The sequence below is a fragment of the Halorubrum californiense DSM 19288 genome (assembly GCF_000336875.1).
In the GTDB taxonomy this organism is placed as follows: Archaea; Halobacteriota; Halobacteria; order Halobacteriales; family Haloferacaceae; genus Halorubrum; species Halorubrum californiense.
Map to the genome: position 1 here is coordinate 108,036 of NZ_AOJK01000072.1, position 21,959 is coordinate 129,994.

Consider the following 21,959-nt stretch of genomic DNA (forward strand, 5'->3'; position numbering starts at 1 on the left):
ACTCGGCAGAGGTACCGTCGTCCGCTTCGGGCGCCCGAGACGCCCGCAGTCGGATCGTTCAATGTCGCCCGCACGGAGGGATTCGTATGGGAACGCCACTCGACCCCCGCGAGGAGCAGGTCGCCGAGGTCCTCGACCGACTGTACGAGGAGTACCCCGACTCGACCATCTCGCTCAACTACTCGAACCGCCTCGAACTGCTCATCGCGGTGATCCTCTCGGCGCAGTGTACAGACGAGCGCGTGAACAAGGTGTGCGCCGACCTGTTCGAGACGTACGACGGTCCCGAGGAGTACGCGAACGCGTCGCAGGACGAACTGGCGGAGGCGATCAACTCGATCACCTACTACAACAACAAGGCGAAGTACATCCGCTCGGCGTGCGCGGACATCGTCGAGGAACACGACGGCGAGGTCCCGGACACGATGTCAGAACTCACGGACCTCGCGGGCGTCGGCCGGAAGACCGCCAACGTCGTCCTCCAGCACGGCCACGACGTCGTCGAGGGAATCGTCGTCGACACCCACGTCCAGCGGCTCACGCGCCGGCTGGGAATCACGGAGGCGGAGCGTCCCGAAGCGATCGAGCAGGATCTGCTCGATATCGTCCCCGAGAGCGATTGGCAGCAGTTCACGCACCTCATGATCGACCACGGCCGCGCGACGTGTACCGCGATCAACCCCGACTGCGCCGACTGCGTCCTCGCCGACGTCTGCCCCTCGGAGAAGGGGGACAGCGAGGTCGACCTCGCCAGCGGCGAGGCGTGGTGAGCCCGGAGAACCGGCCTGACCCGATGACGTTCGGGTGTAGTATTTAAAGACCCGGCAGATGAGGGGTCGCGGGCGAATCCGTCTCGCCGAGGGGGAACTCGCTTTCCGGTTTATATATTCATCCGGCGTATTCGCAAGTGAGGAGAGACACAATGTCCACGAAGACCACAAACGAGTTCGGCGGTGAGTTCGGCGGAATCACGCTGTTGGGGAAGGCGCACTCGCTGTCGGCGCTGTTCATCGTCCTGCTCCGGGCGACCATCGGCGGGATGATCCTGTTCGCGGGCCTCGGAAAGGTCTCCGAGTGGCCGTTCGACGCCAGCGGCTACCTCGTCCACGCGCCCGACGCGGCGAGCCCGGTCAGCGGCCTGTACGCCGCGATGGGGTCGACGCCGTGGTTCGTCGAGTTCGCGAACGTGTTCGTGCCCGCGACGCAGCTGCTGATCGGCACGGCGCTGATCCTCGGCGCGTTCGTCCGCCTGGCCGCGCTGGGCGGGGCGATGCAGATGACGCTGTTCTACCTCGGCGGGTGGAGCGGCGACTTCCTCGCCCTGTTCGACTCGACGCTGGTGTACGCGATGGTGTTCCTCACAGTCGCCGCGTTCGGCGCGGGCCGCGTCCTCGGTCTCGACGCCTACATCGAGCAGATTCAGGTCGGCGGGCAGGCGCTCGTCGAGAAGTTCCCGGCGCTCCGGTACGTCCTCGGGTAAGCGGGGGCCGTGTCGGGCGAGGGGAATCGGGCGCGTGACGGCGCGCCGCCGACTCGTTTTCGATACGTGAATCGCGGTGTAGTTGGTTCACTTTTCGCGCGCTATCGTGCGAACGAGAGCGGCCGCGTTGCGACCACTCGATTGTGAATCTCTGACTGTAGATCGTCGGAGAACACCGCCAAAGCCCCAGCCGCGAGGGTCGCGTACGCTCGCTGCGCTCCTTGCTCAGTCGCTGACGCTCCTTCGCTGCGGTGCTTGCGTCGCCTACGCGACCCTCGCGGCTGCCCCTTTGAGTCCCGCCAGCACAGCACCGCGACCGCACCTCACGCCTCCCCAGCCTCGTCGGCCGCCATCGCTTCGCTCGGCGACCGACTCCCTCGCGCGTGCTCCTCGCGGCCTCCGCTTCGCTCCGGCCGCTCGCAGGCACGCGCCACCGCGGCTACCCGTTGTTTATGAGTGAACTGGTCGACTGCGTGGACCGGTTACGTAGTCGGTCGCGACACCGGCGCTCCGTTTCGGGTTTCAATCCATATAAGACCGCGCGGGCGGAACGGAGGCGTAATGGAACTCGGTTCGCGGGAGGCGTTCTCCCGGATGGGGACGCTCGGCATCGAGGAGGAGTTCTACATCGTCGATGCCGACGGCTCCCCCACGTCCGGGACCGACGACCTCGTGTACGACCGCGACCCGCCAGCGGCGGTCCCGGAGGGGTTCGACCACGAGCTGTTCGAGTGTACCATCGAGGCGCAGACGGAACTGATCGAGGACCCGGCGAACGCCGAAGACGCGCTCGCGACGGTCCGCGAGGCGCTCGTCGACCACGCCGCCGCGGACGGGTATCAGATCGCGGCCGCTGGCCTCCACCCGGCGGCGAAGTGGCGCGAACTCGACCACGTTCAGAAACCGCGGTATCAGGCGCAGTTGGACCGCATCCAGTACCCCCAACACCGGAACACGACCGCGGGGCTCCACGTCCACGTCGGCGTCGACGACGCGGACAAGGCCGTCTGGATTGCGAATCGCTTGCGGTGGCACTGCCCGGTACTGCTCGCCCTGTCCGCGAACTCCCCGTTCTGGAACGGGTTTGACACCGGGCTGGCCTCGGCCCGCGCGAAGGTGTTCGAGAACCTCCCGAACACCGGGATCCCCTCGGCGTTCGACGACTTCGACGCCTTCCAGCGGTACGAGCGCCGGATGGTCGAGACGGACTCCATCGCGGACCGCGGCGAACTGTGGTTCGACGTGCGCCCCCACACCGGCCACGGCACCGTGGAGGTGCGCGCGCCCGACGCGCAGCGAGACCCCGACGTGACGCTCGCGCTCGCCGAGTACGTCCGGGCGCTGGTCGTCGACTACGCCGAGCGGTACGAGGACGGCGAGTCCTCACCGACGCTGCGTCGCGAACTGCTCGACGAGAACAAGTGGCGCGCGATCCGGCACGGCCACGACGCCGCGTTCGTCGACCGGGACGGCGAGGGGACGACCCCGCTCGGGGAGGTCGTCGCGGCGGAGTGCGACCGCCTCGGGATCGACGGCATCCGCGACGTGTACGAGGCCGAGAGCGGCGCCGCGCGCCAGCGACGGATCCGCGAGGCGTCGGGCGCCGACGCGCTGCGTTCGGATCTCCTCGTGCGTCCCTGACCCCCGGATCGAACGCCTCGGGGGCGCTCCGGGGAGTTCCGTCGGAACGAAAGCGACGAGAAACGCTTTTGCCCGCGTAGCCCCCAGTTTCCGGCATGACCACGGACGATTCACCGACCGAGCCGGGAGACGACCCGGAGGAGTCGCCGACGGACCGGACCCGCGAGGAGCTTCGGAAGACGAAAGAGCGGCTCGGCGAGGGCGCCGACAGGGCGGTAAAGGGGTTCGACGACAACGTCGTCGACCTGCTCGCGTGGCTGCTCGACACCGAGACCCGCGCGCGGATCTACGTCTATCTGCGCGATAACCCACACAGCACGAGCGACGAGGTCGCCGACGGCACGGGGCTGTACCCCAGCACCGTCCGCGAGGCGCTCGCGGAACTCCACGACGAGGGGACCGTCGAGCGCGGCAAGCGGAAGGCCGAGGGCGCCGGCAACAACCCCTACGAGTACGAGGCCATCGCGCCGAGCGATCTGGTCCGCACCGTCGTCGGCGACGTTCAAGCGGAGCTGAACGCCGTCTTCAACCTCGACCGGCGGCTCGGCGGCGAGTCGCCCGACGGCGACACCGAACCGGTCCAGATCTCGGTCGACGGCGAGGACGGCGACGACGGAGCGTCGGACGGAACTGACGACGAAATCGACGAGAACACCGAAGGCGACGACGCGGACGCCGACGACGCGGACGACGACGAGCCGACGAACTGATTCGGCCGGCACCGACCGCGCCACATCTGACGGCGCCTATGCCGACCGCGTCCCGCCCGACCGCGGTTCGGGACGTTTTAAGTTCGACCCGCGCAACGGAGAGGCATGAACGTCGCGCTGGGGGGTACGTTCGATCCCGTTCACGACGGCCACCGGAAGCTGTTCGAACGGGCGTTCGAGCTGGGTGACGTCACCGTCGGACTCACCTCCGACGAACTGGCGCCGGAGACCCGACACGTCGAGCGGTACGTCCGCCCCTACGACCGGCGCGAGCGCGACCTGGAAGCGGAGCTGGCCCCGCGGGCCGAGGCGCACGGGCGCGAGTACGAGATCCGCGAACTGACTGAGCCGACCGGCATCGCGGTCGAACCGGAGTTCGACGCGCTGATCGTCTCCCCCGAGACGAGGGCGGGCGGCGAACGGATCAACGAGATCCGACGCGAGCGCGGGCACGATCCCCTCCGGCTGGAGGTCGTCGACCACGTCGCGGCCGAGGACGGCGAGCGAATCTCCTCGACGCGGATCGTCGCCGGCGAGATAGACGAACACGGCAACCGCACCCCCGACCGCGAGGGGCGGGGCGCGACGCGACCGGAATGAGCGACGCGAACGCGACCGAGGCGGACGCGACCGAGGCGGACGCGGCCGCGTCACGCCGCGCGGCGCTTCGCCGGATCGCCCTCGGCGAGACCGGTTTCGAGCGCGCCGCGGTCTGGAGCGCGGTCGGCCTCGCGCTGTCGTACGTCGCCTTCGACGCGACGGCGGCGGTCGGCGTCGGCACCGCGGCGACCGCGGGCGCCCTCGCGGCGGTGACGGCGCTCGGCGCCCTCGGATTCGCCGCGGCCGGCGGCGGGGCCTTCCCCACGGTGCTGCTCGCGTACGGCCCCTTCGCGGGGACGCTGCTTCGGGCCGTCGGCCCCGCTCCGTACGCGTCCCCCTTCGCGGTCGACGGTCCGGCCGCGACCGCGTTCACCGCACCGCTCGCCCTCGCAGGCGCTGTCGCGGTCGCGGTCGGCGCCGCGTCGGCGGTCGTCGGCTTCCTCTTCTCCCGGATCGCGTCGTCGCGATAGGTCGCGAGGCGCTCGACGCCTCAACCGTCGATCGTTCCGTTCAGCACCTTCCCGGCGACGAGTATCGGGTCCCACACCGGGCTGAACGGCGGCGCGTACGCGAGGTCCAGTCGCTCCACCTCGGACACGGTCATGTCCGCCTCGATCGCGGTCGCGAGCGTGTCGATCCGGATCGCCGCCCGGTCGGTGCCGACGATGCTCCCGCCGAGGAGGCGCCCCGTGTCGCGGTCGGCGACGAGCGTCGCGTCGGTCTCGGCCGCGCCGGGGTAGTAGCCGGAGCGCGACCCCGCGGTCACCGTCTCGCTGACCGGGTCGAAGCCGGCTTCCTCGGCCGCCTCCGGGTCCAGAATTCCGACGCGAGCGGCCTCGGTGTCGAACGCCTTGACGGCCGCGGTGCCTGCGATGTCGCCGACCGGCGTCGGGTCGCCCGCGACCGTCGCGCCGATCGCCCGCCCGGCGCGGTTCGCGGTGAGCCCGAGCGGAAGCCAGTCGGGCTCCCCGGTCACCGCGTGGCGCGCGGTGGCGCAGTCGCCCGCGGCGTACACGTCCGGGAGACTGGTGCGGCCGCGGTCGTCGACGCGGACCGCCTCGCCGGGCCCGAGGTCGACGCCGGTGCCGTCGAGGAGATCGGTGTTCGGTCGGATCCCGACGCCGACGACCGCCATGTCGACGGGGACCGTCTCTGGGGGCGCGCCGTCGGTCCCGCCGCCGACCTCGACCGCCTCGATCCGGTCGTCTCCGACGAGGGCCTCGACCGGCGTGTCCGTGTGAACCGTGACGCCCTCGGCTTCGAGCGCCGCCTCGACGCGGTTCCCGACCGTCTCGCCGAACGGCGAGAGGAGGTGCCCGGAGCGGTGGAACACGTGGACGGAGAGCCCGCGCTCCGCGAGCGCCTCCGCGACCTCGACACCGACGTACCCCCCGCCGACGACCGCGGCCGTCTCGGGGGCCGGCATCGCCGCGTTGCGGTCGACGCGCTCGCGGTCGACCGCGTCCGCGTCGGCGCGTTCGGGGTCGTAGGTGTCCGGCTCTGCGACGTACGCGTCGATGGCGGCCGCCGCGTCCATATTGTGTAGCGTGAACGCGCCGTCGACGTCGCGGACGTCGAAGGGCCCGGTGGTCGCGCGAGCGCCGGTGGCGACGAGCAGGTCTTCGTATTCCTGCTCGAACCGATCGCCGCCGGTCGTCTCGACCGTCACCCGCTTCGCGTCGGGGTCGACCGCGACGACCTCGCTGCCCCGCTGGAGGTCGATCCCACGCTCGTCGACCTCGCTCGGCGACAGCGACAGGAGATTCGACATGCTGTCGACGTACCCCGCGATGAAGTACGGCATCCCGCAGTAGGCGTACGAGATCCACCGGCCCTTCTCGAAGACGACGACCTCGCGCTCGGACGCCTCGCGCCGGAACTTGCTGGCCGCGCTCAACCCCGCCGCGTCGGCGCCGACGACCACGAACGGATCGCTCATGCTCGGTAGTCAGCGGGTGCGGTAAAAAAGCCACCCCGCGGATGCGGCCGGGACACGCGACCGGGCGAGCGCAGCCCGACCGCGCGGCTGTCGTCAGTTGGTCGGCGTCAGACAGTCCATCGCCGCTCAGTCGCCGTCGTCGTCTGCCAGCCGCGAGAGCGTCTCGCGGGCGTTCGCGACCGCCTTCTCTTTCTTCGCCGGGTACGCCTCGACCTTCGTGCGGACGGTGAGTCCGGGACCGAGGCGGACCTCGTCGCGGAACGCCGCCTGCTTGTCGAGCCGGAGGAACAGCGCGCAGTTGTCGTCGACCCGCTCGTCCAGTTCGTCGAGGACGCGGTCGAGGTCCTCCAGCTCCGCGAGCCGGTCGAGCACGTGTCGCATTTCGTCGGCCCGCTCGACGCGCGCCGAGAGCACGGCGATCCGGTCCCCGTGATGGCCCACGTTCTCGACGCGGTCGAGCTCGACGTCCTCGGGCAGCAGCGAGAACAGCGCCTGCTCGACGCGTTTCTCGTCCTCCGTGGCGTACGAGAACGCGCGGAGGTCGACGTAGTGGAAGGGGACTTTCGGCATGCGGTACGGTGGGGCGGCGTTACTCCTCGCTCTCGACGGCGTCGAGCGCGTCCTCGGGGACGCCCGTCTCCTGGCCGTCCTCGAAGCTGACCGTGTACGTCGCGTCGCCGAACATCGTCTCCATCACCTGCGTGATCGTGCCCGTCTCGCCGTCGTACTCGCTGTGTTTGTCGTGGAGCACGACCTCGTCTTCCTTCTCGAAGCTCATGGCGTCTCGTTCCGGTGGGACGGTTAAAAGCGCGCGGATCCCGACCGCGGCGGCGGGAACCGACCGGAGAGACGGCGGACCGTGGAGACGGCGGGGCGGTGACCCGTCCCTCACGTCACCGCGAGCAGCGCCGCGCCGAACGCGACCATCAGCGCGATCCCTACCGCGAGCCACACGACGGCGCTGTCGACGGCGAGCGCGACCGTGACCGCGGCGGCGACGGCGAGAAACCCGAAGACCGCGCCCGCGGTCCCGCCGCGCCGGACGAGGCGGTCGAGCGCGTTCACCACCTGCCGCCCGGGTGGCACGTCGGGCGGGCCCTCCGGAGGCGCGGAGAGCCGTTCGTCGACCACGACCGACTCGTCGGGGGTCTCCGGCGACGGGTCGACCCGCACGTCGACGTACTTCGTGTTCGAGCCGTAGCCGGTGACGATCTCCAGTTTGCCGCGGACGGCCTCGTCGACGTCGGCCGTCGAGACGTGGACGTGGCGGGTGGCCTCGTCGGCGACGAAGTGGTTGCCCTCGTCGAGCGCGGCCACCCGGTCGAGGTCGTCGTCGAAGTGGAGGTGGACGTGCGTCGAGCGCCCGCTGTTCTCGAGCACGACCGGAAACGGCCCGTCGGTGACGAACGAGTCCGGCGCATCGATGTCGTGGACCGTCTCCCCGTTCAGTTCGACGTCGAGTGTCGGCACGGTGGAGACCACGACCCCGTACTAAAAAAAGATTCACACGAGCGAGGGGTTTTCGGGGCTGCGTCGTCGCCACCGGCGGTTCGAGTGTGTGAGTCCGACGCCGCCGCCGGCCGTCCGCGTGGGAGGGTCTTACGCCGCGGCCTTTTCGCGCATGTCCGGCGGCAGGAGGTTCGGGATCCCGTCCTCGATGGGGTACGTCTCGCCACACTCCGTACAGGTGAGCGTCCCGGCGAGGACCTCCTCGTCGTCCGCCTCGTCGACGTCGAGTTCGAGGGTCGACTTGTCGAGCGGACAGCAGATCACGTCCATCAGGGATTCCTTCATACCGCTCGGTTGGGTTGGGCCGATAAAAAAGCGTGCGGGTCGCGGCCGCCGCGGCGCGTTCGGCGGGTGCCGAGAGGGTCCGGGCGGGCGCCGGGCCGACCCGGATAACAACCTCTTTGCCGCCGCGCGCCGCCCCGGTTGTATGGGCATTCCGGCGGAGCGGATCGAGCGGCTGTTCGCGCTCGCCCGCGAGGCGGTCGTCGACGACGAGTACGACCGCGCCCGCGAGTACGTCGCCCGCGCCCGCCGGATCGCCGAGCGGAACCGCTGTGGGATCCCCGCCGAACTCTCCAGACGCGCCTGCGACGACTGCGCCGTCTACCTCCGGCCCGGGAAGACGAGTCGCGTCCGGACGCGACCCGGGCGCGTGGTCGTCCGCTGTACCGAGTGCGGGGCGACGGCGCGGTACCCCTACGGCTGGGAGTGAGCGGGGAGAAAACGCCTCGCGATTACTGGGCGCGCTCGCGCAGTCTTTCGAGTACCGAGACCGTCCCGTCCATGAACCCCTTCTCGACCACCTCGTCGGCCGCTTCGCGGGCGGCGGCGTCCGCGTTGGCGACCGCGTACGACTCGCCGGCGACGCCGAACGTCGAGACGTCGTTCTCGCTGTCGCCGACGGCGACGAACGCGGCGGGGTCGAGGCCGAGCGCGTCGGCGACGACGCCGAGCGCGCGGCCCTTGCTCACGCCCGTCGACTTGACGTGGTAGGCGTAGCCGGTGTCGACGACCTCCACGTCGTCGACGGCCGCGGCGACCTCGCGGAGGAGCGCCTCGTCCGCGTCGGGCGAGAGCGCGACCTCCGTCTCGCGCCAGCGGTTCACCGTGTCGCCGTCGCCCCAGCCGACCGCGCCGCCGCGCTCGCGGAACGCCTCGACGACGGCCCGCGCCGCGTCCGGGTCGCCGACGACCGTCGTCTCGCCGTCGGCGTAGGCGACGCCGCCGTTCTCCGCGATCACCGTCTCCTCGCGGCCGAGGAAGTGCGCGAGCGCGACCGGGTACGGGAACGCCTTCCCGGTGGCGAACACGACCGGCGCGTCCCACTCGGGTAACTGTTCGAAGGCTCGCGGGTCGATCCGACCGGTCGGCGTCGTCAGCGTGCCGTCGATGTCGAGCGCGAGGGGCGGAACCATACCCCGAGTCCGCGACTCGGCGACAACTGTCTTGCGCTCGACGGAGGAGCAGTCGGTGGCCGGCCGCGAAGCGACGCTCGCCGCGCCGCTATCCCGTCCGCACGCGCCGCTCGAACAGCTCGCGGAAGACGACGGTCGGGAACAGCGCCACGAGCCGGCTCGGCGGCCGGCCCTTGCCGTCGCTCTGGTGGACGGTGACGCGTTCGAGCAGGCCGGCGTCGGCCAGCTCGTAGAGCACGCGCCGCACCGTCGACGCAGAGAGGTCGACGCCCGGGCGCGCCGCGATGGCCTCGGTCGCCACGCCGACCGTCGACCGCTCCTCCTCCGAGAGCCCGGCGAGCTCGTAGAGGAGCCGCTGTCGGCTCTCGGGGAGCGCGAGCACGCGCCCCAGCGCCACGCAGGGGCGGGGGACGCCGTCGATACCGGCGTCGACGTCGCCGGAGCGGACCGTCGACGCGCCCGCCCGCTCCGCGTTGACCGCCGCGCCCATCACGGCGGCGAGCGCGTCGTGCGCGTCGCCCGCGGCCCACTCGACGACCTCCCGGATCTGGTCGTGGCTGAGCGCGTCTCGGCCGAGCCCGGTCGAACACCGGCTCGTCAGCAGCTCGACGAGCACGTGTCGGCGGTACTTGGCGAACTCGACGGTGGTCTCCGGCTCCCAATCGATCGCGTCCGGCGGGTCGCGGCCGAGGAACGCGGGGGCGAGCCGCTCGCCCACGTCGTTCAGCCAGTCGGTCAGCGCCGCCGCCGCCGGCGTCTCGGTCTCGTTCGTGTGGTCGACCGCGACGACGAGGTCGGGGCCGGTGCGCATCGCGTCGCGCAGCGAGTCGGCCAGCTCCTCGGTCCCGATTCCGTGGTCCGGGACGGGCTCGTCGCTCATCGCGGCCAGCATCGCGTGGTACAGCCGGAAGCGGGTCGACGCGTTCCGCGCGTCGACGTAGACGAACCCGGGGATCGTCGGCTCGACCGCCCGCGTGGTCGTCTGGATGGCGCGCCGCGGGCCGCTGTGGCTCGCCAGCCGGTCGAACAGCGCGGAGACGACCGCCGACTTCCCGCTCCCCTTCGGGCCGTACACGTAGACGCTCGGCGGGAGCGACCCGGTGAAGGCGGGCTCGAACACGTCGAGGAGCCGTTCGATGGCCGGCCCGCGGCCGACCGGGGATTCGACGTGGGTGACCGGCGACACGGCTTCGAAGTCGGCGAGGACGCTCATCCCCGCGTCGTAGCCGAGCCGTCGCTCGATCCGGTCGTCGATGTTCACGGCCGCCCCTCCGTGACTGCCGAACAAAACTGGGACGAACCGCGGCGCCGCGGTCGCCACGAGTGCCGATCGAGCGGTCGTGGCGGCCTCACCAGTGGTCCGGCTTGTACCGGTTTATCAGAACCGTCGAGACGACGAACACGAGGGCGGCGACCGCGCCGACGATCGCACCGGCGACGATGCGAGCGCCGATCGGGCCCTCCGCGGTCACCGTCACGACCGCCGTGACGATCCCCGCGACGACGAGCAGGTTGCGACCATCGGCGACGTCCAGTCCCAGCGTGCTCACGTCCATACCCGCGTCTCACGCCGAGCGGTGTTAAATCCACTCCGATCGACTCCGCCGATCCGCGAGCGGTGGCGGCGAGTAGACCGACCGAGCCGGTGTCCGTACTCTTAAGCGCGTCGCCCGCCTCCGGCGGGGTATGTCCGAGTCCGAGTTCGACGAGTCGGTCGTCAAGGCCGACAAGCGCAGCAAGGCGATCGCGCTGATCGTCGCGATCGCGGCATTCCTCCTCGTCCGCGAACTCGTCGCCGACGTTCAGTTCGCGTCGATCGCGGCGGCGACGGCCGGAATCGGCGTCCGACTGTACGTCCCGTACCATGCGAGCGTCCGGGTCCCGGAGTCGGAGCGGACGTCGCTCAGCGAGCACCCGACGACAGGCGCGTACAATCACGGCGCCGCCGGAATCGGGCTGGTACTGCTGTCGGTCGTCGCCGTCGTCGCGTTCGCGTTCACTCAAGGGTTCGTTACCTCGGTTGGTGTCGGGATCATCGCTGGTGTCGTTTCGTACGTGGGTCTTTCCTCGGCCCTTCCGACAGGATAAAAAAAGTCGGAAGGCCGTTTTCAGGCGCCCGGCACCCAGATCGAACCGAGGATACCGAGAATTGCCAGCACGGCGAGGATCGAAGACGTGATGAAGATCGCCGCGGCGGGCGGGTCGACGTGTGTGTCTCCGTGCGCGTAGAAGACGCGCTGGAAGGCCTCGCCGATCACCGCACCGAGGAGCCCGAACCCGGCGCCGGCGATCAGTCCGACCGTACCGCTGAAGCCCGCGCCGGTGAACGCGGCCCACGCGGTCGCACCCGGAAGCGTCATGTGGTGCGTGACTGGGATCCGGTCGACCCCGAGGTTCAGGAACAGCAGCGTCGCCGCGCTGATACCGAACCCGAGGAACACGTTCCCGGTCTGGATAGCGGCGTACGACGCCGCCAGCCCGGCGACCGCGCCGATCGCCGCGACGTGCGACCACTTGTACATGTTCGGGAGCCACGGCTCGACCGCGAGGCGGTCCTCGCTGGACTTGTCGCCGTCTCCCGGCACCTCGTCCGGGTCGCGCATCTCCTCACGTTCGAACGGCCCCATGTCGAAGTACCCGCTCGCCTTGCTGCTGACGTTCCCGATCACGGAGTAACCGAACACCGCCCGGTGGACGAGCGCGCTGGCGACGACGGTGAACGCGATCGGGTCCGTCGGGATCGCCAGGTTCCGGAGCGTCTGTTCGAGCACGATGCCGAAGACGCCGAACGCGGCGCCGACCGCGAGGATGTCCGGCCGACTCCCCAGAGCGAAGCCGATGTCCTTCGCGTTGTGGTAGTCGAATCCCGACTCCATCGCACCGTCCTTCGCCGCGTAGGCCGCCGCCGCCGCACCGCCCGCGAAGGAGATGTGCGGACCGAAGACGGGACCGAAGCCGACACCGACGCCGGCGCCCGAGGCGGCGTCACCGCCGAAGACGCCGGCGATGACGAGGAATCCGGTGAAGATGAACGCCGGGAGCGCACCGAGCGCGGCGCCGAACGCCCCGCCGGCCGCAGCGCCGAGCCATATCGTCGGATCGAGCAGGATGTCGAGCACCGCGCCGATCGAACCCGGGCTCCACTGCGCGAGTACCCCCCCGGACTGCGCGAGCAGCGCTGAAGCCTCGACGCTCATCTATTCGTCCTCCTCGTCGTCCTGTGCCCAGTCGCGGGAGCGGTCGACCGCGTCGTCCCAGCGGCTGTACAGCTTGTCGACCTCTTTCTGATCCTTCTCCGGACTGAACTCGCGGTCGATCTGCCAGTTGTCGCGGAGTTCGTCGACGTTATCCCAGTACCCGACGGCCAGGCCGGCCGCGTACGCCGAGCCGAGCGCGGTGGTCTCGTCGACCTCCGGTCGCGCGATGTCCGTCTGGATGATGTCGGACTGGAGCTGACAGAGGAAGTTGTTCTTGACCGCGCCGCCGTCGACGCGCAGGCTCGTCGTCTCCACGCCGGAGTCGGCCTCCATCGCCTCGGCGATGTCGCGGGTCTGGTAGGCGATACTCTCGAGCGTCGCCCGCACGATGTGTTCCTTGCTCGTGCCGCGGGTCATCCCGACGATGGTCCCGCGGGCGCGGCCGTCCCAGTGCGGGGCGCCGAGTCCCGTGAACGCCGGGACCATGTAGACGCCGTCGGTCGAGTCGACCGAGCGGGCGAGCTCCGCGGTCTGTGCGGCGTTGTTGATCAGGTCGACGTCTTCGAGCCACTCGATGGCGGCGCCGGTGATGAAGATAGAGCCCTCAAGGGCGTACTGGACGGGCTCGCCGGACATCTGGAACCCGATGGTCGTCAGGAGTCCGTGGTCGGACTTGACGGCGTCCGTCCCCGTGTTCATCAGGTAGAACGAACCGGTGCCGTAGGTGTTCTTCGCGTCGCCCTCGTCGAAGCAGGTCTGGCCGAACAGCGCGGCCTGCTGGTCGCCCAGCGCGCCGGCGACGGGGACCTCCTCGCCGAGGAAGCCGTCAGCGTCGGTGTGGCCGTAGTAGTCCTCGTCGGACGAGGGGCGTACCTCGGGGACCATCTCCTTCGGCACGTCGAACTCGTCGAGCAGTTCGTCGTCCCACTCCATCTCCCGGATGTTGTACAGCATCGTCCGGGAGGCGTTCGTGACGTCCGTAATGTGGTTGCCCGTCAGGTTGTAGATGAGCCACGAGTCGATCGTTCCCATGATGAGCTCGCCCTCGCGAGCCCGGTCGCGGAGGTCGCCGCCGCGGGAACTCTGCATTTTGAGCGGCTCGGCGTTGTCGAGAATCCACTCGGTCTTCGTCGCGGAGAAGTACGCGTCACACTCCAGACCGGTCTTCTCGCGGATCTCCTCGACCTTCCCCGCCTCCTGGATCTCCTCGACGCGGTCCGTCGTCCGCCGGTCCTGCCACACGAGGGCGTTGTGGACCGGCTTCCCGGAGTCTTTGTCCCACACGATCGTCGTCTCGCGCTGGTTCGTGATGCCGATCGCGTCGAGCTGATCGGCGTCGAGTCCCGCGTCCGCGAGGCCGTCGAGGACGACCTGCTGGGTGTTCTCCCAGATCTCGATCGGGTCGTGTTCGACCCAGCCCGGGTTCGGGTAGATCTGTTCGTGCTGTTCGTAGGCGTTCGCGACGACTTGGCCCTCATGGTCGAAGACCATGAATCGGGTGCCGGTCGTCCCCTGGTCTATCGCACCGACGTACTGTGTCATGTTGTGGATCCCTCCTGTGGCGCTGGTCCGTGCGCGGCGATGACCGGGTCGCCCTCGCCGTCGAGGGCGACCCCGGTGCCGCGTTCGCTGTCGCGTCGCGCGTCCGCTCGGTCAGGCCCGTCCGGAGCCGGTCCGAGACGGCCGCGAGGCGTATCGCCGCCGTCGCGACATATTTTCACGGGAGCTACCACGCCAATCGTGAACATAATGTACTACCATAATAATCTTCCTGTTAAAATCCGGACTTCGGCGCGAATGAAAAAGTCTGATATATAAAATAATCGGCGGCGACAGTCATTACATTACTTGAATGACCCTGATAGTTATGAGTAAGACGCTTCGGGAGGTAAAGTAAAGTGGTCGTGGTCCAAGGGCCTCGCATGGACAGACAAGTTGACGTCGTCGTCGTCGGTGGGGGGTCGACGGGATGCGGCGTCGTCAGGGACCTGGCGCGACGGGGGCTCGACACGGTCCTCGTCGAGAAGGGGAACCTGACGCACGGCACGACCGGCCGGATGCACGGGCTCCTTCACAGCGGGGGCCGCTACGCCGTTTCCGACCAGAAGAGCGCGAAGGAGTGCATCGAGGAGAACAGGGTCCTCCGCGACATCGCGGCTCACTGCGTCGAGGAGACCGGGGGGCTATTCGTCAAGCGGCCGGAGGACTCCGAGGAGTACTTCCAAGAGAAGCTGGAGGGGTGTAAGGCGTGCGACATCCCCGTCGAAGTGATCGGCGGCGAGGAGGCGCGCCGCCGCGAGCCGTACCTCGCCCGCGACGTCGAGAAGGCGATCGCCTTACCCGACGGCGCGGTCGACCCGTTCCGCCTCTGCGTGTCGAACGCCGCGGACGCCCGCGAGCACGGCGCGCGGGTCGAGACGCACGCCCCGGTGACCGACGTCCTCGTCGAGGACGGCGAGATCGTCGGCGTCGAGATCGAACACGAGACGGGGCCGGGCAAGCGTGTCCATCACGAGCCGGGGACGACCGAGGAGATCCGCGCGCGCCACGTCGTCAACGCGACCGGCGCGTGGGCGGGCAACGTCGGCGAGATGGCCGGCGTCGACGTGGAGGTCCGCCCCTCGAAGGGCGTGATGACGGTGATGAACACCCGACAGGTCGACACCGTGGTCAACCGGTGCCGGCCGAAGGGCGACGCCGACATCATCGTCCCCCACGAGACCGCCTGTATCCTCGGCACGACCGACGAGGAGGTCGACGACCCCGAGGACTATCCGGAGGAGGACTGGGAGGTCGACCTGATGATCGAGACGCTCTCGGAACTCGTTCCCGCGCTCGAAGACGCCCGGACGCTGCGCTCGTTCTGGGGCGTCCGCCCCCTCTACGAACCCCCGGGGACGGGGACGGAGGACCCGACGGACATCACGCGCGACTACTTCCTCCTCGACCACGGCGACCGCGACGACCTGCCGGGGATGACGACCATCGTCGGCGGGAAGCTCACCACCTACCGGATGATGGCCGAGTCCATCTCCGACCACGTCTGCGAGACGCTCGGTCACGAGGCGACCTGCGACACCGCCGACGCGCCGCTGCCGGGGTCGGAGAGCGAAGCGCGCATGGAGGAGTTGATGGACGAGTTCGGACTCCGCTCGCCCGTGGCGCGGCGCTCGGGCCAGCGGCTCGGCTCCCGGGCCGACGAGGTGCTCGACGAGTACGATCCGAACCCGATCGTCTGTAACTGCGAGAGCGTGACCCGCGCGGAGGTCCAAGACGCGATCGGCGACGCGGGCTCCGACCTCAACGCGGTCCGCCTGCGGACGCGCGCCTCGATGGGGAACTGTCAGGGTGGCTTCTGTACGCACCGGATCGCGTCGGAACTCGCGCAGGACTACCCCGAACCGGTCGTCCGCGACGCCGAAGACGAGCTGTACCAGGAGCGCTGGAAGGGCCAACGCCACGCGCTGTGGGGCGAACAGCTCTCGCAGGCGATGCTGAACCACATGCTCCACGCGACGACGATGAACCGCGACGGCGACCCCGCGAACCTCGACGGCGAGGTCGACTTCGGCGCGTTCGACGCGGGCGCCGACGCGCCGGGCGCCGGCGGCTCCGGCGGGGAGACGGGGACCGCCGCGGCGGACGGGGGCCGCGCAAACGACGACGCGGCGACCGACGGGGGTCGCGCAGATGACGACGCGGCCACCGACGGAGGTCGCGCAGATGACGACGCGGCCACCGACGGAGGTCGCGCAGATGACGACGCGGCCACCGACGGGGGTCGCGCAGATGACGACGCGGCCACCGACGGGGGTCGCTGATGGCGATAAACAGCGACGTCCTCGTGGTCGGCGGCGGCCTCGCCGCGATCACGGCCGCGGTGTCGGCCGCCCGCGAGGGGGCTGACGTGCGGCTCGTCTCCCACAAGGCCAGCACGCTGCGGCAGGCCTCCGGATTGATCGACGCGCTCGGCTACGTCCCGGCGACGGAGCCGGCGAAGCCGCTGCGCGACGGGCCGCCGACCGCGGGCCGGGAGCTCGACCCCGACGAGTGGCCCGACCCGGAGGGGCCGCTCGCGGACCCGTTCGAGGGGATCGACCGGCTCCCCGAGTCGCACCCGTACCGGATCGTGGGGAGCGACGCGCTCCGCGACGGGCTGGACCTGTTCGACGACCTCGCGGGCGGCGCGTACCGCGGCGGCCACACCGACCGCAACGCGCTCGTGCCGACGTTCGGCGGCGCGGTGAAGCCGACCGCGCGATACCCCGCGGCCGCGGAGGCAGGCCTCGCGAGCGACGACCGCCCGATGCTCGTCGTCGGATTCCGGTCGCTCACCGAGTACGACGCGCGCGCCTTCGCGGGGCGTCTGGAGGCCGCGGGCGTCCCCTTCGACGCCGCGGGGGCCGAGGTCGAGTTCGCGGAGGCGTTCCGCGCCGACGCGAAGATCACGCGGCTCGCGAAGGCGCTCGACCACGACGAGGACATCGACGGCGTCCCCGCCCGCGAGGCGCTCGCGAAGGCGGTCTCGCCCCACCTCCACGACGTGGTCGACGAGGAGGGCGGCGTCGACCGCGTCGAGCGCGTCGGCTTCCCCGCGTTCCTCGGCGACGACCGCGGCGAAGCGGTCCGGGACGAGCTCGCGGACCGCCTCGGCGCCGACGTGTTCGAGATCCCGATGGGGCCGCCGAGCCTCCCCGGGCTGCGGCTCGAAGATCGGCTGTTCGACGCGCTCGACGCCGAGGGCGTCCGGTTCGAGACCGGGAACCCCGTCGTCGGCGTCGGGTCCGCGACCGACGGCCGCGTGGAGACGGTCGCGGTCGACCGGAAGGGGCGCACGGCGCCGTACGGCGCGGACGCGTTCGTGCTGGCGACCGGCGGGCTCGTCGGGAAGGGGCTCGACTCCGACCGCGAGGGCGTCCGCGAGCCCGTCTTCGACCTCCACGTCGACCAGCCGGAAGACCGGTACGAGTGGTTCGTCGACGACGCGTTCGGCGACCAGCCGTACGCGCGGTTCGGCGTCCGACCCGACGAGCGGTGTCGGCCCACGGACGCCGACGGAGCGGTACAGTACGAGAACGTGTTCGCGGCCGGCGGCGTCGTCGGCGGCGCGGACGCGGCGCGGGAGAAGTCCGCGAGCGGGGTGTCGCTCGCGACCGGCATCGCGGCCGGGCGGCAGGCGGCGACGGAGGCGAACCAATGACACGACACACCGAGGACGACGGAGACGCGGGGGACTCGAACGAGACGACCGAATCGAGCGGCGGGTGCGGCTGCGGGGAGCCGGCCCCGGGGGTCCCGGAGGCCGGTCGCGACGAGCAGCCGTCGACCTTCGTCCCCGACGGGGGGGAGATCCCGGAGGAGGAGATGACCGCCGACTCCGAGGACGGCCGAGCCGGCGAGGACCGCGCGGCCACCGACGGCGGCGTCGAGAGCGCCTCTGGCGGAGCCGAAAGCGCCACCGGCGGCACCGACTCGGCGGAGCTCGATCCCGACGCGTACGACCCGGTCGACGTGTTCCCCGGCGGCGACCTCGACCTCCGCGAGGGGGCCGACTCCTGTTATAAGTGTACGAGCTGCGACACCTCCTGTCCGGTGGCCGAGGTCGACGACGAGTTCCCCGGGCCGAAGTTCCAGGGGCCGGAGCAGTGGCGGCTCAAACGCAAGGAGGACCACGACATCGACGAGTCGATCACCTCCTGTTCGAACTGTATGCGCTGTGACGACGCCTGCCCCTCCTCGGTGCCGCTCTCGCAGATGCACAACGAGGCGCGCGGGCAGTACGTCGAGCGGCAGATGGAGAAGCTCTCGGTCGAGTACATCCGGAACCGAATCTTAGCCAACTACCGCACGTCGGCGAGCCTCGCGAGCATGTTCCCGCGGACGGCGTCGTTCGCGATGAACTTCGGCCCGGCGCGGTGGGCGATGGAGAAGGTGATGGGGATCCCGAAGGAGCGCGACTTCCCGGAGTTCGCCACGGAGACGTTCCGCGAGTGGTGGAAGGCGCGCGGCGGCGCGAAAGTGGAGAACCCCGACAAGCGCGTGGCGTACTTCCACGGCTGCTACTCCAACTACAACACGCCCGAGGTCGGCAAGGCGATGGTCCGCGTCTACGAGCACTTCGGCTACGAGGTGATGGTCCCGCCCCAGAAGTGCTCGGGCACGCCGATGTTCGCGAACGGGATGCTGAAGGACGCCCGCCGCCACGCGGAGACGAACATCGAGAACCTCGTCGAGGCCATCGGCGAGGGCGCGGACGTGATCGCCTCCTGCACCTCCTGTTCGATGTCACTCCGCCAGGAGTACCCCGAGCTGTTCGACCTCCACGGGATCGAGGACGTCGCGGAGCACACGTTCGAGGCGCTGGAGTACCTCCGGATCCACGAGGACCTGGAGGGCGAGCTCGAGGCGGCCGGCGGGCTCGACGACGAGCGTGCGTTCGCGTACCACGCGCCGTGTCACGCGCGCAACCAGGGGCTCTCCCGGCAGGCGGTCGAGACGTTCCGCGACGTCGACGGCGTGAAGATGGAGGACGTCGGCGACTCCTGTTCGGGCATCTCCGGCACCTACGGCTGGAAGGAGGAGAAGTACGAGAAATCGATGGAGATCGGCGAAGAGATGTTCGAGCACATGGAGGACGCCGAGGGCGAGGTCGGGATGACGGAGTGCCCGACCTGCGCGATGCAGATGGAGCACGGGACGGGGTACGAGATCGAGCACCCGCTCCAGCTGTTGGAGGACACGCTGGGCGCGTAGCGCGCGCCGCTCGGGAATCCGACTCGGCCTCTCGACGAGCCGCTTCGAGGCCTGCTGCGTCCCGCTCGGACGCCGTTTCTCAGATCGAATAATCCTGCGCGAACGGTTATGTGGCGGACCCGCTCAGCACGGACTACGTGACTCTCGAACGGTTTCTCGATCGCTTCGACGGCCCCGAGCGCTCCGTGGTCATCGTCAACCGAACCGACCCGGATCCCGTCTTGAACATGCTCGTGGACACGTTCGGCGACGACGCTGTACGGGTTGTCGACGGCCGCGTGACGACCGGCTCTGGCGACCGACGCATCACCGACGGGGCGGGGCCTACCGGGGTCGCGAGCGACGAAACGGCGCCCGATCTCACCGCCCGAGGACTGGCGACGACCGGCGTGGTCGACGGGGAGAGCGATCCCGTCCCGGCGATCGACGTCGAGGTACTCCGGCGCCACGAGGACGTCCCGTTCGACGGCGGTGACCCGGACGAGATAGAGAACCTCGTCCTGCTCATGGAGGAAGACGAGGTAGTCGCCGGCTCGACGCTCGGCGAACTCGGCGACGCGGTGCTGTTCGTCAACTCGGACCTGTACATCACCGGGAGCCGGTCGCTTTCCGACGTCGACCTCCCGTCGGTGATCAGCGGGCTCGACGACGCCACGTTCACCCTCCGCGGGTATCCCGAGTCGAACCGCCAGAAGCTGCTGCTCATCACCATCTCGCGGTTCATCGAGCGGGTGGCGTGGATGGCCGGCGACGGCATCCTCCGCTCGTCGTTCCAGCGGCTCTCGCGCATCGACGACGAGGTCGGCACGCGGGAGGTGTACGAGCGGATCTCCGACACCGGCGTCGACACGCACCTCTACGGCGTCCCGGACGAACTCCCAACGGACCTCGATACGGTGATCCACGCCGGCCACGACCCCGATTTCACCGACAGATGGTTCCTGGTGTATCGACCCCAGGAGGGACCCCACGCCGCCGAGAGCGATCCGAACAGCGACCTCGTGCGGGGTGTCGAGGGGGGCGTCGGGCTCCTCGCGGTCGAGACCAAACCCCGCGTCTGGCGCGGCCTTTGGACGTTCGACGCGGACCGAGTCTCCCGGGTCAACCGATACATCGAGCGGAACCTGTAACGCCGCCGTCGATTTTTCTCCCGGCAGACGTCGCCCGTATCCAACCCGTGCGTTCATATTCTCGGAGCGGTGACGGGCGGCCATGTTCACAGAGCGGTCCGCGCTCGTCGACGACGCGCGCCCGATGCGCGGGTACGGCGTGGCCCTGACGCCCGGCCGCGACGGGCCGCTCGTCTTCGTCGCCGGCTACGGCGAGCCGAACCGGCTGTACGCCCGTGAGGACGGCCGCTTTGCCGACACCGCCTGCGGTATCGTCGCCGACGGGACGCGCCACGGGATGGGCGTGTGCGCGGCCGACCTCGACGCCGACGGCTGCGAGGAGGTGTACCTCCACAACTGCGCGCGCGGCGTCGACGGCGGCGACCCCGACCTCCTCTTGAGCCGACTCGAGGCCGATCGGTACCGCTGGACGGACGTGTTCGCCCGCGAGGTGAACGCCGACCGCATCGACGTCCGCGCCGGGCGGTCGGTCGCCGCGCTCGACCGGCTGGGGACCGGTCGGTACGGCGTCGCCGTCTCGGGCTATGCCGCCCCGCTCGCGTTCTACGAACTCGGCGACGACGGCGAGGTCACGGACATGGCCGAGGCGATCGGGCTGGAGGTCGAGGGGGGCTGTCGGTCGCTGCTCGCGGTGCCGTACCGCTCCCGCGAGGGCGATCTGTTCGCGGGCGTCGAGGGGGGACCGAACCGGCTGTTCAGCAACCGCGACGGCCACTACGCGCGGACCGACGGCGGGCCCGCCCTCTCGGACCCCAGCGGCGACACGCGCGGCGCCGCGCTCGTCGACGAGGGCGGGACCTTCGCGCTCGCGGTCGGCAACGAGTCGGCACCGAGCCGCCTCCTGCGCTGTTCGCCGACGGGCGGCTACGACGACGTGGCGCCCGACGCGCTCCGCGACATCGGGGCCGTCCGGACGGTCGTCGCCGCGGACTTCGACAACGACGGCCGCGAGGAGCTGTTCTTCAACGTCTGCGGCGCCGAGAACCGACTGTTCGAGCGCGTGGACCGCCCCGACGAGCCCCCGGAGTGGGAGTCGGTGGCCCTCGGCGCGGCCGCGGAGCCGGACGGGTTCGGCACCGGCGCGGTGGCGGCCGACCTCGACGACGACGGCGCCCTCGAACTCCTCGTCGTTCACGGCGAGGTCGCCGCGCAGCCGGTGGCGGCCTACGGCGACCCGGACGCACCGGACGCCGGGTGGCTCCGCGTCCGCCCGACAACCCGGCACGGCGCGCCGGCTCGGGGGGCGGTCGTCACCTTGGAGACCGCGGACGGGGTCCAGCGACGGACGGTCGACGCGGGCGGCGGCTGCCTCTGTCAGACGGAGCCGGTCGCGCACTTCGGGCTGGGCGGCAGGAAGCCGCTGCGCGTGGACGTGCGCTGGCCGGACGGCCGCGAGCGGACGGTCGTCGGCCCCAGCGCGGACCGTGAGATCACCGTCAAGCACCCGTCGCGGAAGGCGACCGACCGCGACGCGCGGACGCGGCGGTAGCGGGCGAACGGCGAGGGGAAGGGGGCGCCGGAACGGCGGCCACAGCCGTGGCCAGAACTGCCGGCCTTCCCGGGTTCAAGTGTCCGGGGGCGTACG

At 70.3% G+C, this 21,959-nt stretch carries 23 protein-coding genes; 13 read left to right on the forward strand and 10 right to left on the reverse strand.

Going from position 1 to position 21,959, the window contains the following annotated elements; all coding sequences use genetic code 11:
• Window positions 1–86: 86 nt before the first annotated feature.
• From nth to C463_RS15105, 6 genes are all read left to right on the forward strand, one after another.
• Window positions 87–770 (forward strand): endonuclease III, encoded by a 684-nt coding sequence (gene nth, locus C463_RS15080; RefSeq protein ID WP_008445410.1) that lies wholly within the window; start codon window positions 87–89, stop codon window positions 768–770.
• A 152-nt stretch (window positions 771–922) separates the two neighbouring features.
• On the forward strand, window positions 923–1,480 hold the full coding sequence (locus C463_RS15085; RefSeq protein ID WP_008445411.1) for a DoxX family protein: 558 nt from the start codon (window positions 923–925) through the stop codon (window positions 1,478–1,480).
• A 561-nt stretch (window positions 1,481–2,041) separates the two neighbouring features.
• Window positions 2,042–3,121, forward strand: coding sequence for a glutamate--cysteine ligase (locus C463_RS15090; protein ID WP_008445414.1), 1,080 nt, complete (start codon window positions 2,042–2,044; stop codon window positions 3,119–3,121).
• Window positions 3,122–3,216: 95 nt separating this feature from the next.
• The gene (locus tag C463_RS15095) at window positions 3,217–3,831 is read left to right on the forward strand and encodes a winged helix-turn-helix domain-containing protein (protein WP_008445416.1); all 615 of its coding nucleotides are present in this window, start codon (window positions 3,217–3,219) and stop codon (window positions 3,829–3,831) included.
• A gap of 105 nt (window positions 3,832–3,936) precedes the next feature.
• Window positions 3,937–4,431, forward strand: a complete 495-nt coding sequence (locus C463_RS15100; protein WP_008445417.1) for a phosphopantetheine adenylyltransferase — start codon at window positions 3,937–3,939, stop codon at window positions 4,429–4,431.
• The gene (locus tag C463_RS15105) at window positions 4,428–4,901 is read left to right on the forward strand and encodes a hypothetical protein (protein ID WP_008445419.1); all 474 of its coding nucleotides are present in this window, start codon (window positions 4,428–4,430) and stop codon (window positions 4,899–4,901) included. The genes C463_RS15100 and C463_RS15105 overlap by 4 nt, the downstream gene beginning before the upstream one ends.
• Before the next feature lie 20 nt (window positions 4,902–4,921).
• Here the strand turns inward: C463_RS15105 and C463_RS15110 are convergent, their stop codons facing one another.
• The 5 genes from C463_RS15110 to C463_RS15130 all read right to left on the reverse strand — a co-directional run bounded on the left by C463_RS15110 (window position 4,922) and on the right by C463_RS15130 (window position 8,164).
• Window positions 4,922–6,370 carry an FAD-dependent oxidoreductase gene (locus C463_RS15110; protein WP_008445421.1) on the reverse strand — a complete coding sequence of 483 codons (1,449 nt, stop codon included), beginning with the start codon at window positions 6,368–6,370 and terminating at the stop codon, window positions 4,922–4,924.
• A gap of 126 nt (window positions 6,371–6,496) precedes the next feature.
• Window positions 6,497–6,940 carry an RNA-binding protein gene (locus tag C463_RS15115; RefSeq protein ID WP_008445423.1) on the reverse strand — a complete coding sequence of 148 codons (444 nt, stop codon included), beginning with the start codon at window positions 6,938–6,940 and terminating at the stop codon, window positions 6,497–6,499.
• Window positions 6,941–6,959: 19 nt separating this feature from the next.
• The gene (locus C463_RS15120; protein ID WP_004050211.1) at window positions 6,960–7,148 is read right to left on the reverse strand and encodes a hypothetical protein; all 189 of its coding nucleotides are present in this window, start codon (window positions 7,146–7,148) and stop codon (window positions 6,960–6,962) included.
• Window positions 7,149–7,258: 110 nt separating this feature from the next.
• Window positions 7,259–7,840 carry a DUF7524 family protein gene (locus tag C463_RS15125; RefSeq protein WP_193365874.1) on the reverse strand — a complete coding sequence of 194 codons (582 nt, stop codon included), beginning with the start codon at window positions 7,838–7,840 and terminating at the stop codon, window positions 7,259–7,261.
• A 129-nt stretch (window positions 7,841–7,969) separates the two neighbouring features.
• Window positions 7,970–8,164 (reverse strand): methytransferase partner Trm112, encoded by a 195-nt coding sequence (locus C463_RS15130; protein WP_008445425.1) that lies wholly within the window; start codon window positions 8,162–8,164, stop codon window positions 7,970–7,972.
• Window positions 8,165–8,306: 142 nt separating this feature from the next.
• On the opposite strand from C463_RS15130, the gene C463_RS15135 reads away from it, so the two are divergent.
• Entirely contained in the window at window positions 8,307–8,591 is a 285-nt protein-coding gene (locus C463_RS15135; protein ID WP_008445426.1) for a ribonuclease P protein component 4, read from the forward strand.
• Between the two features lie 22 nt (window positions 8,592–8,613).
• Here C463_RS15135 and C463_RS15140 read toward each other — a convergent pair whose 3' ends face one another.
• The 3 genes from C463_RS15140 to C463_RS15150 form a co-directional block, all read right to left on the reverse strand.
• Window positions 8,614–9,294: an HAD-IIB family hydrolase gene (locus C463_RS15140; protein ID WP_008445427.1), complete on the reverse strand. Its 681-nt coding sequence runs from the start codon at window positions 9,292–9,294 to the stop codon at window positions 8,614–8,616.
• Between the two features lie 88 nt (window positions 9,295–9,382).
• Entirely contained in the window at window positions 9,383–10,555 is a 1,173-nt protein-coding gene (locus C463_RS15145) for a Cdc6/Cdc18 family protein (protein ID WP_049906015.1), read from the reverse strand.
• Between the two features lie 88 nt (window positions 10,556–10,643).
• Window positions 10,644–10,850: a hypothetical protein gene (locus tag C463_RS15150; protein ID WP_008445429.1), complete on the reverse strand. Its 207-nt coding sequence runs from the start codon at window positions 10,848–10,850 to the stop codon at window positions 10,644–10,646.
• A gap of 130 nt (window positions 10,851–10,980) precedes the next feature.
• Between C463_RS15150 and C463_RS15155 the strand changes: the two genes are divergently transcribed.
• Window positions 10,981–11,382, forward strand: coding sequence for a hypothetical protein (locus C463_RS15155; protein WP_008445430.1), 402 nt, complete (start codon window positions 10,981–10,983; stop codon window positions 11,380–11,382).
• A 20-nt stretch (window positions 11,383–11,402) separates the two neighbouring features.
• On the opposite strand, the gene C463_RS15160 is transcribed toward C463_RS15155, so the two are convergent.
• Both C463_RS15160 and glpK read right to left on the reverse strand, forming a co-directional pair.
• Window positions 11,403–12,491, reverse strand: coding sequence for a hypothetical protein (locus C463_RS15160; RefSeq protein WP_008445443.1), 1,089 nt, complete (start codon window positions 12,489–12,491; stop codon window positions 11,403–11,405).
• Complete coding sequence (gene glpK, locus C463_RS15165; protein WP_008445445.1) at window positions 12,492–14,033, reverse strand: glycerol kinase GlpK; 1,542 nt, start codon at window positions 14,031–14,033, stop codon at window positions 12,492–12,494. It abuts the gene before it with no gap.
• 380 nt (window positions 14,034–14,413) lie between these two features.
• On the opposite strand from glpK, the gene glpA reads away from it, so the two are divergent.
• The 5 genes from glpA (at window position 14,414) to C463_RS15190 (ending at window position 21,863) form a co-directional block, all read left to right on the forward strand.
• Window positions 14,414–16,312 (forward strand): anaerobic glycerol-3-phosphate dehydrogenase subunit GlpA, encoded by a 1,899-nt coding sequence (gene glpA, locus C463_RS15170; protein WP_008445453.1) that lies wholly within the window; start codon window positions 14,414–14,416, stop codon window positions 16,310–16,312.
• Window positions 16,312–17,691, forward strand: a complete 1,380-nt coding sequence (gene glpB, locus C463_RS15175) for a glycerol-3-phosphate dehydrogenase subunit GlpB (protein WP_008445455.1) — start codon at window positions 16,312–16,314, stop codon at window positions 17,689–17,691. Before glpA ends, glpB begins: the two co-directional genes overlap by 1 nt.
• Window positions 17,688–19,244 (forward strand): anaerobic glycerol-3-phosphate dehydrogenase subunit C, encoded by a 1,557-nt coding sequence (locus C463_RS15180; protein WP_008445457.1) that lies wholly within the window; start codon window positions 17,688–17,690, stop codon window positions 19,242–19,244. Before glpB ends, C463_RS15180 begins: the two co-directional genes overlap by 4 nt.
• Before the next feature lie 137 nt (window positions 19,245–19,381).
• Entirely contained in the window at window positions 19,382–20,374 is a 993-nt protein-coding gene (locus C463_RS15185) for a hypothetical protein (RefSeq protein ID WP_049906034.1), read from the forward strand.
• Between the two features lie 82 nt (window positions 20,375–20,456).
• Window positions 20,457–21,863 carry an ASPIC/UnbV domain-containing protein gene (locus C463_RS15190; RefSeq protein ID WP_008445461.1) on the forward strand — a complete coding sequence of 469 codons (1,407 nt, stop codon included), beginning with the start codon at window positions 20,457–20,459 and terminating at the stop codon, window positions 21,861–21,863.
• The last annotated feature ends 96 nt before the right edge of the window (window positions 21,864–21,959 follow it).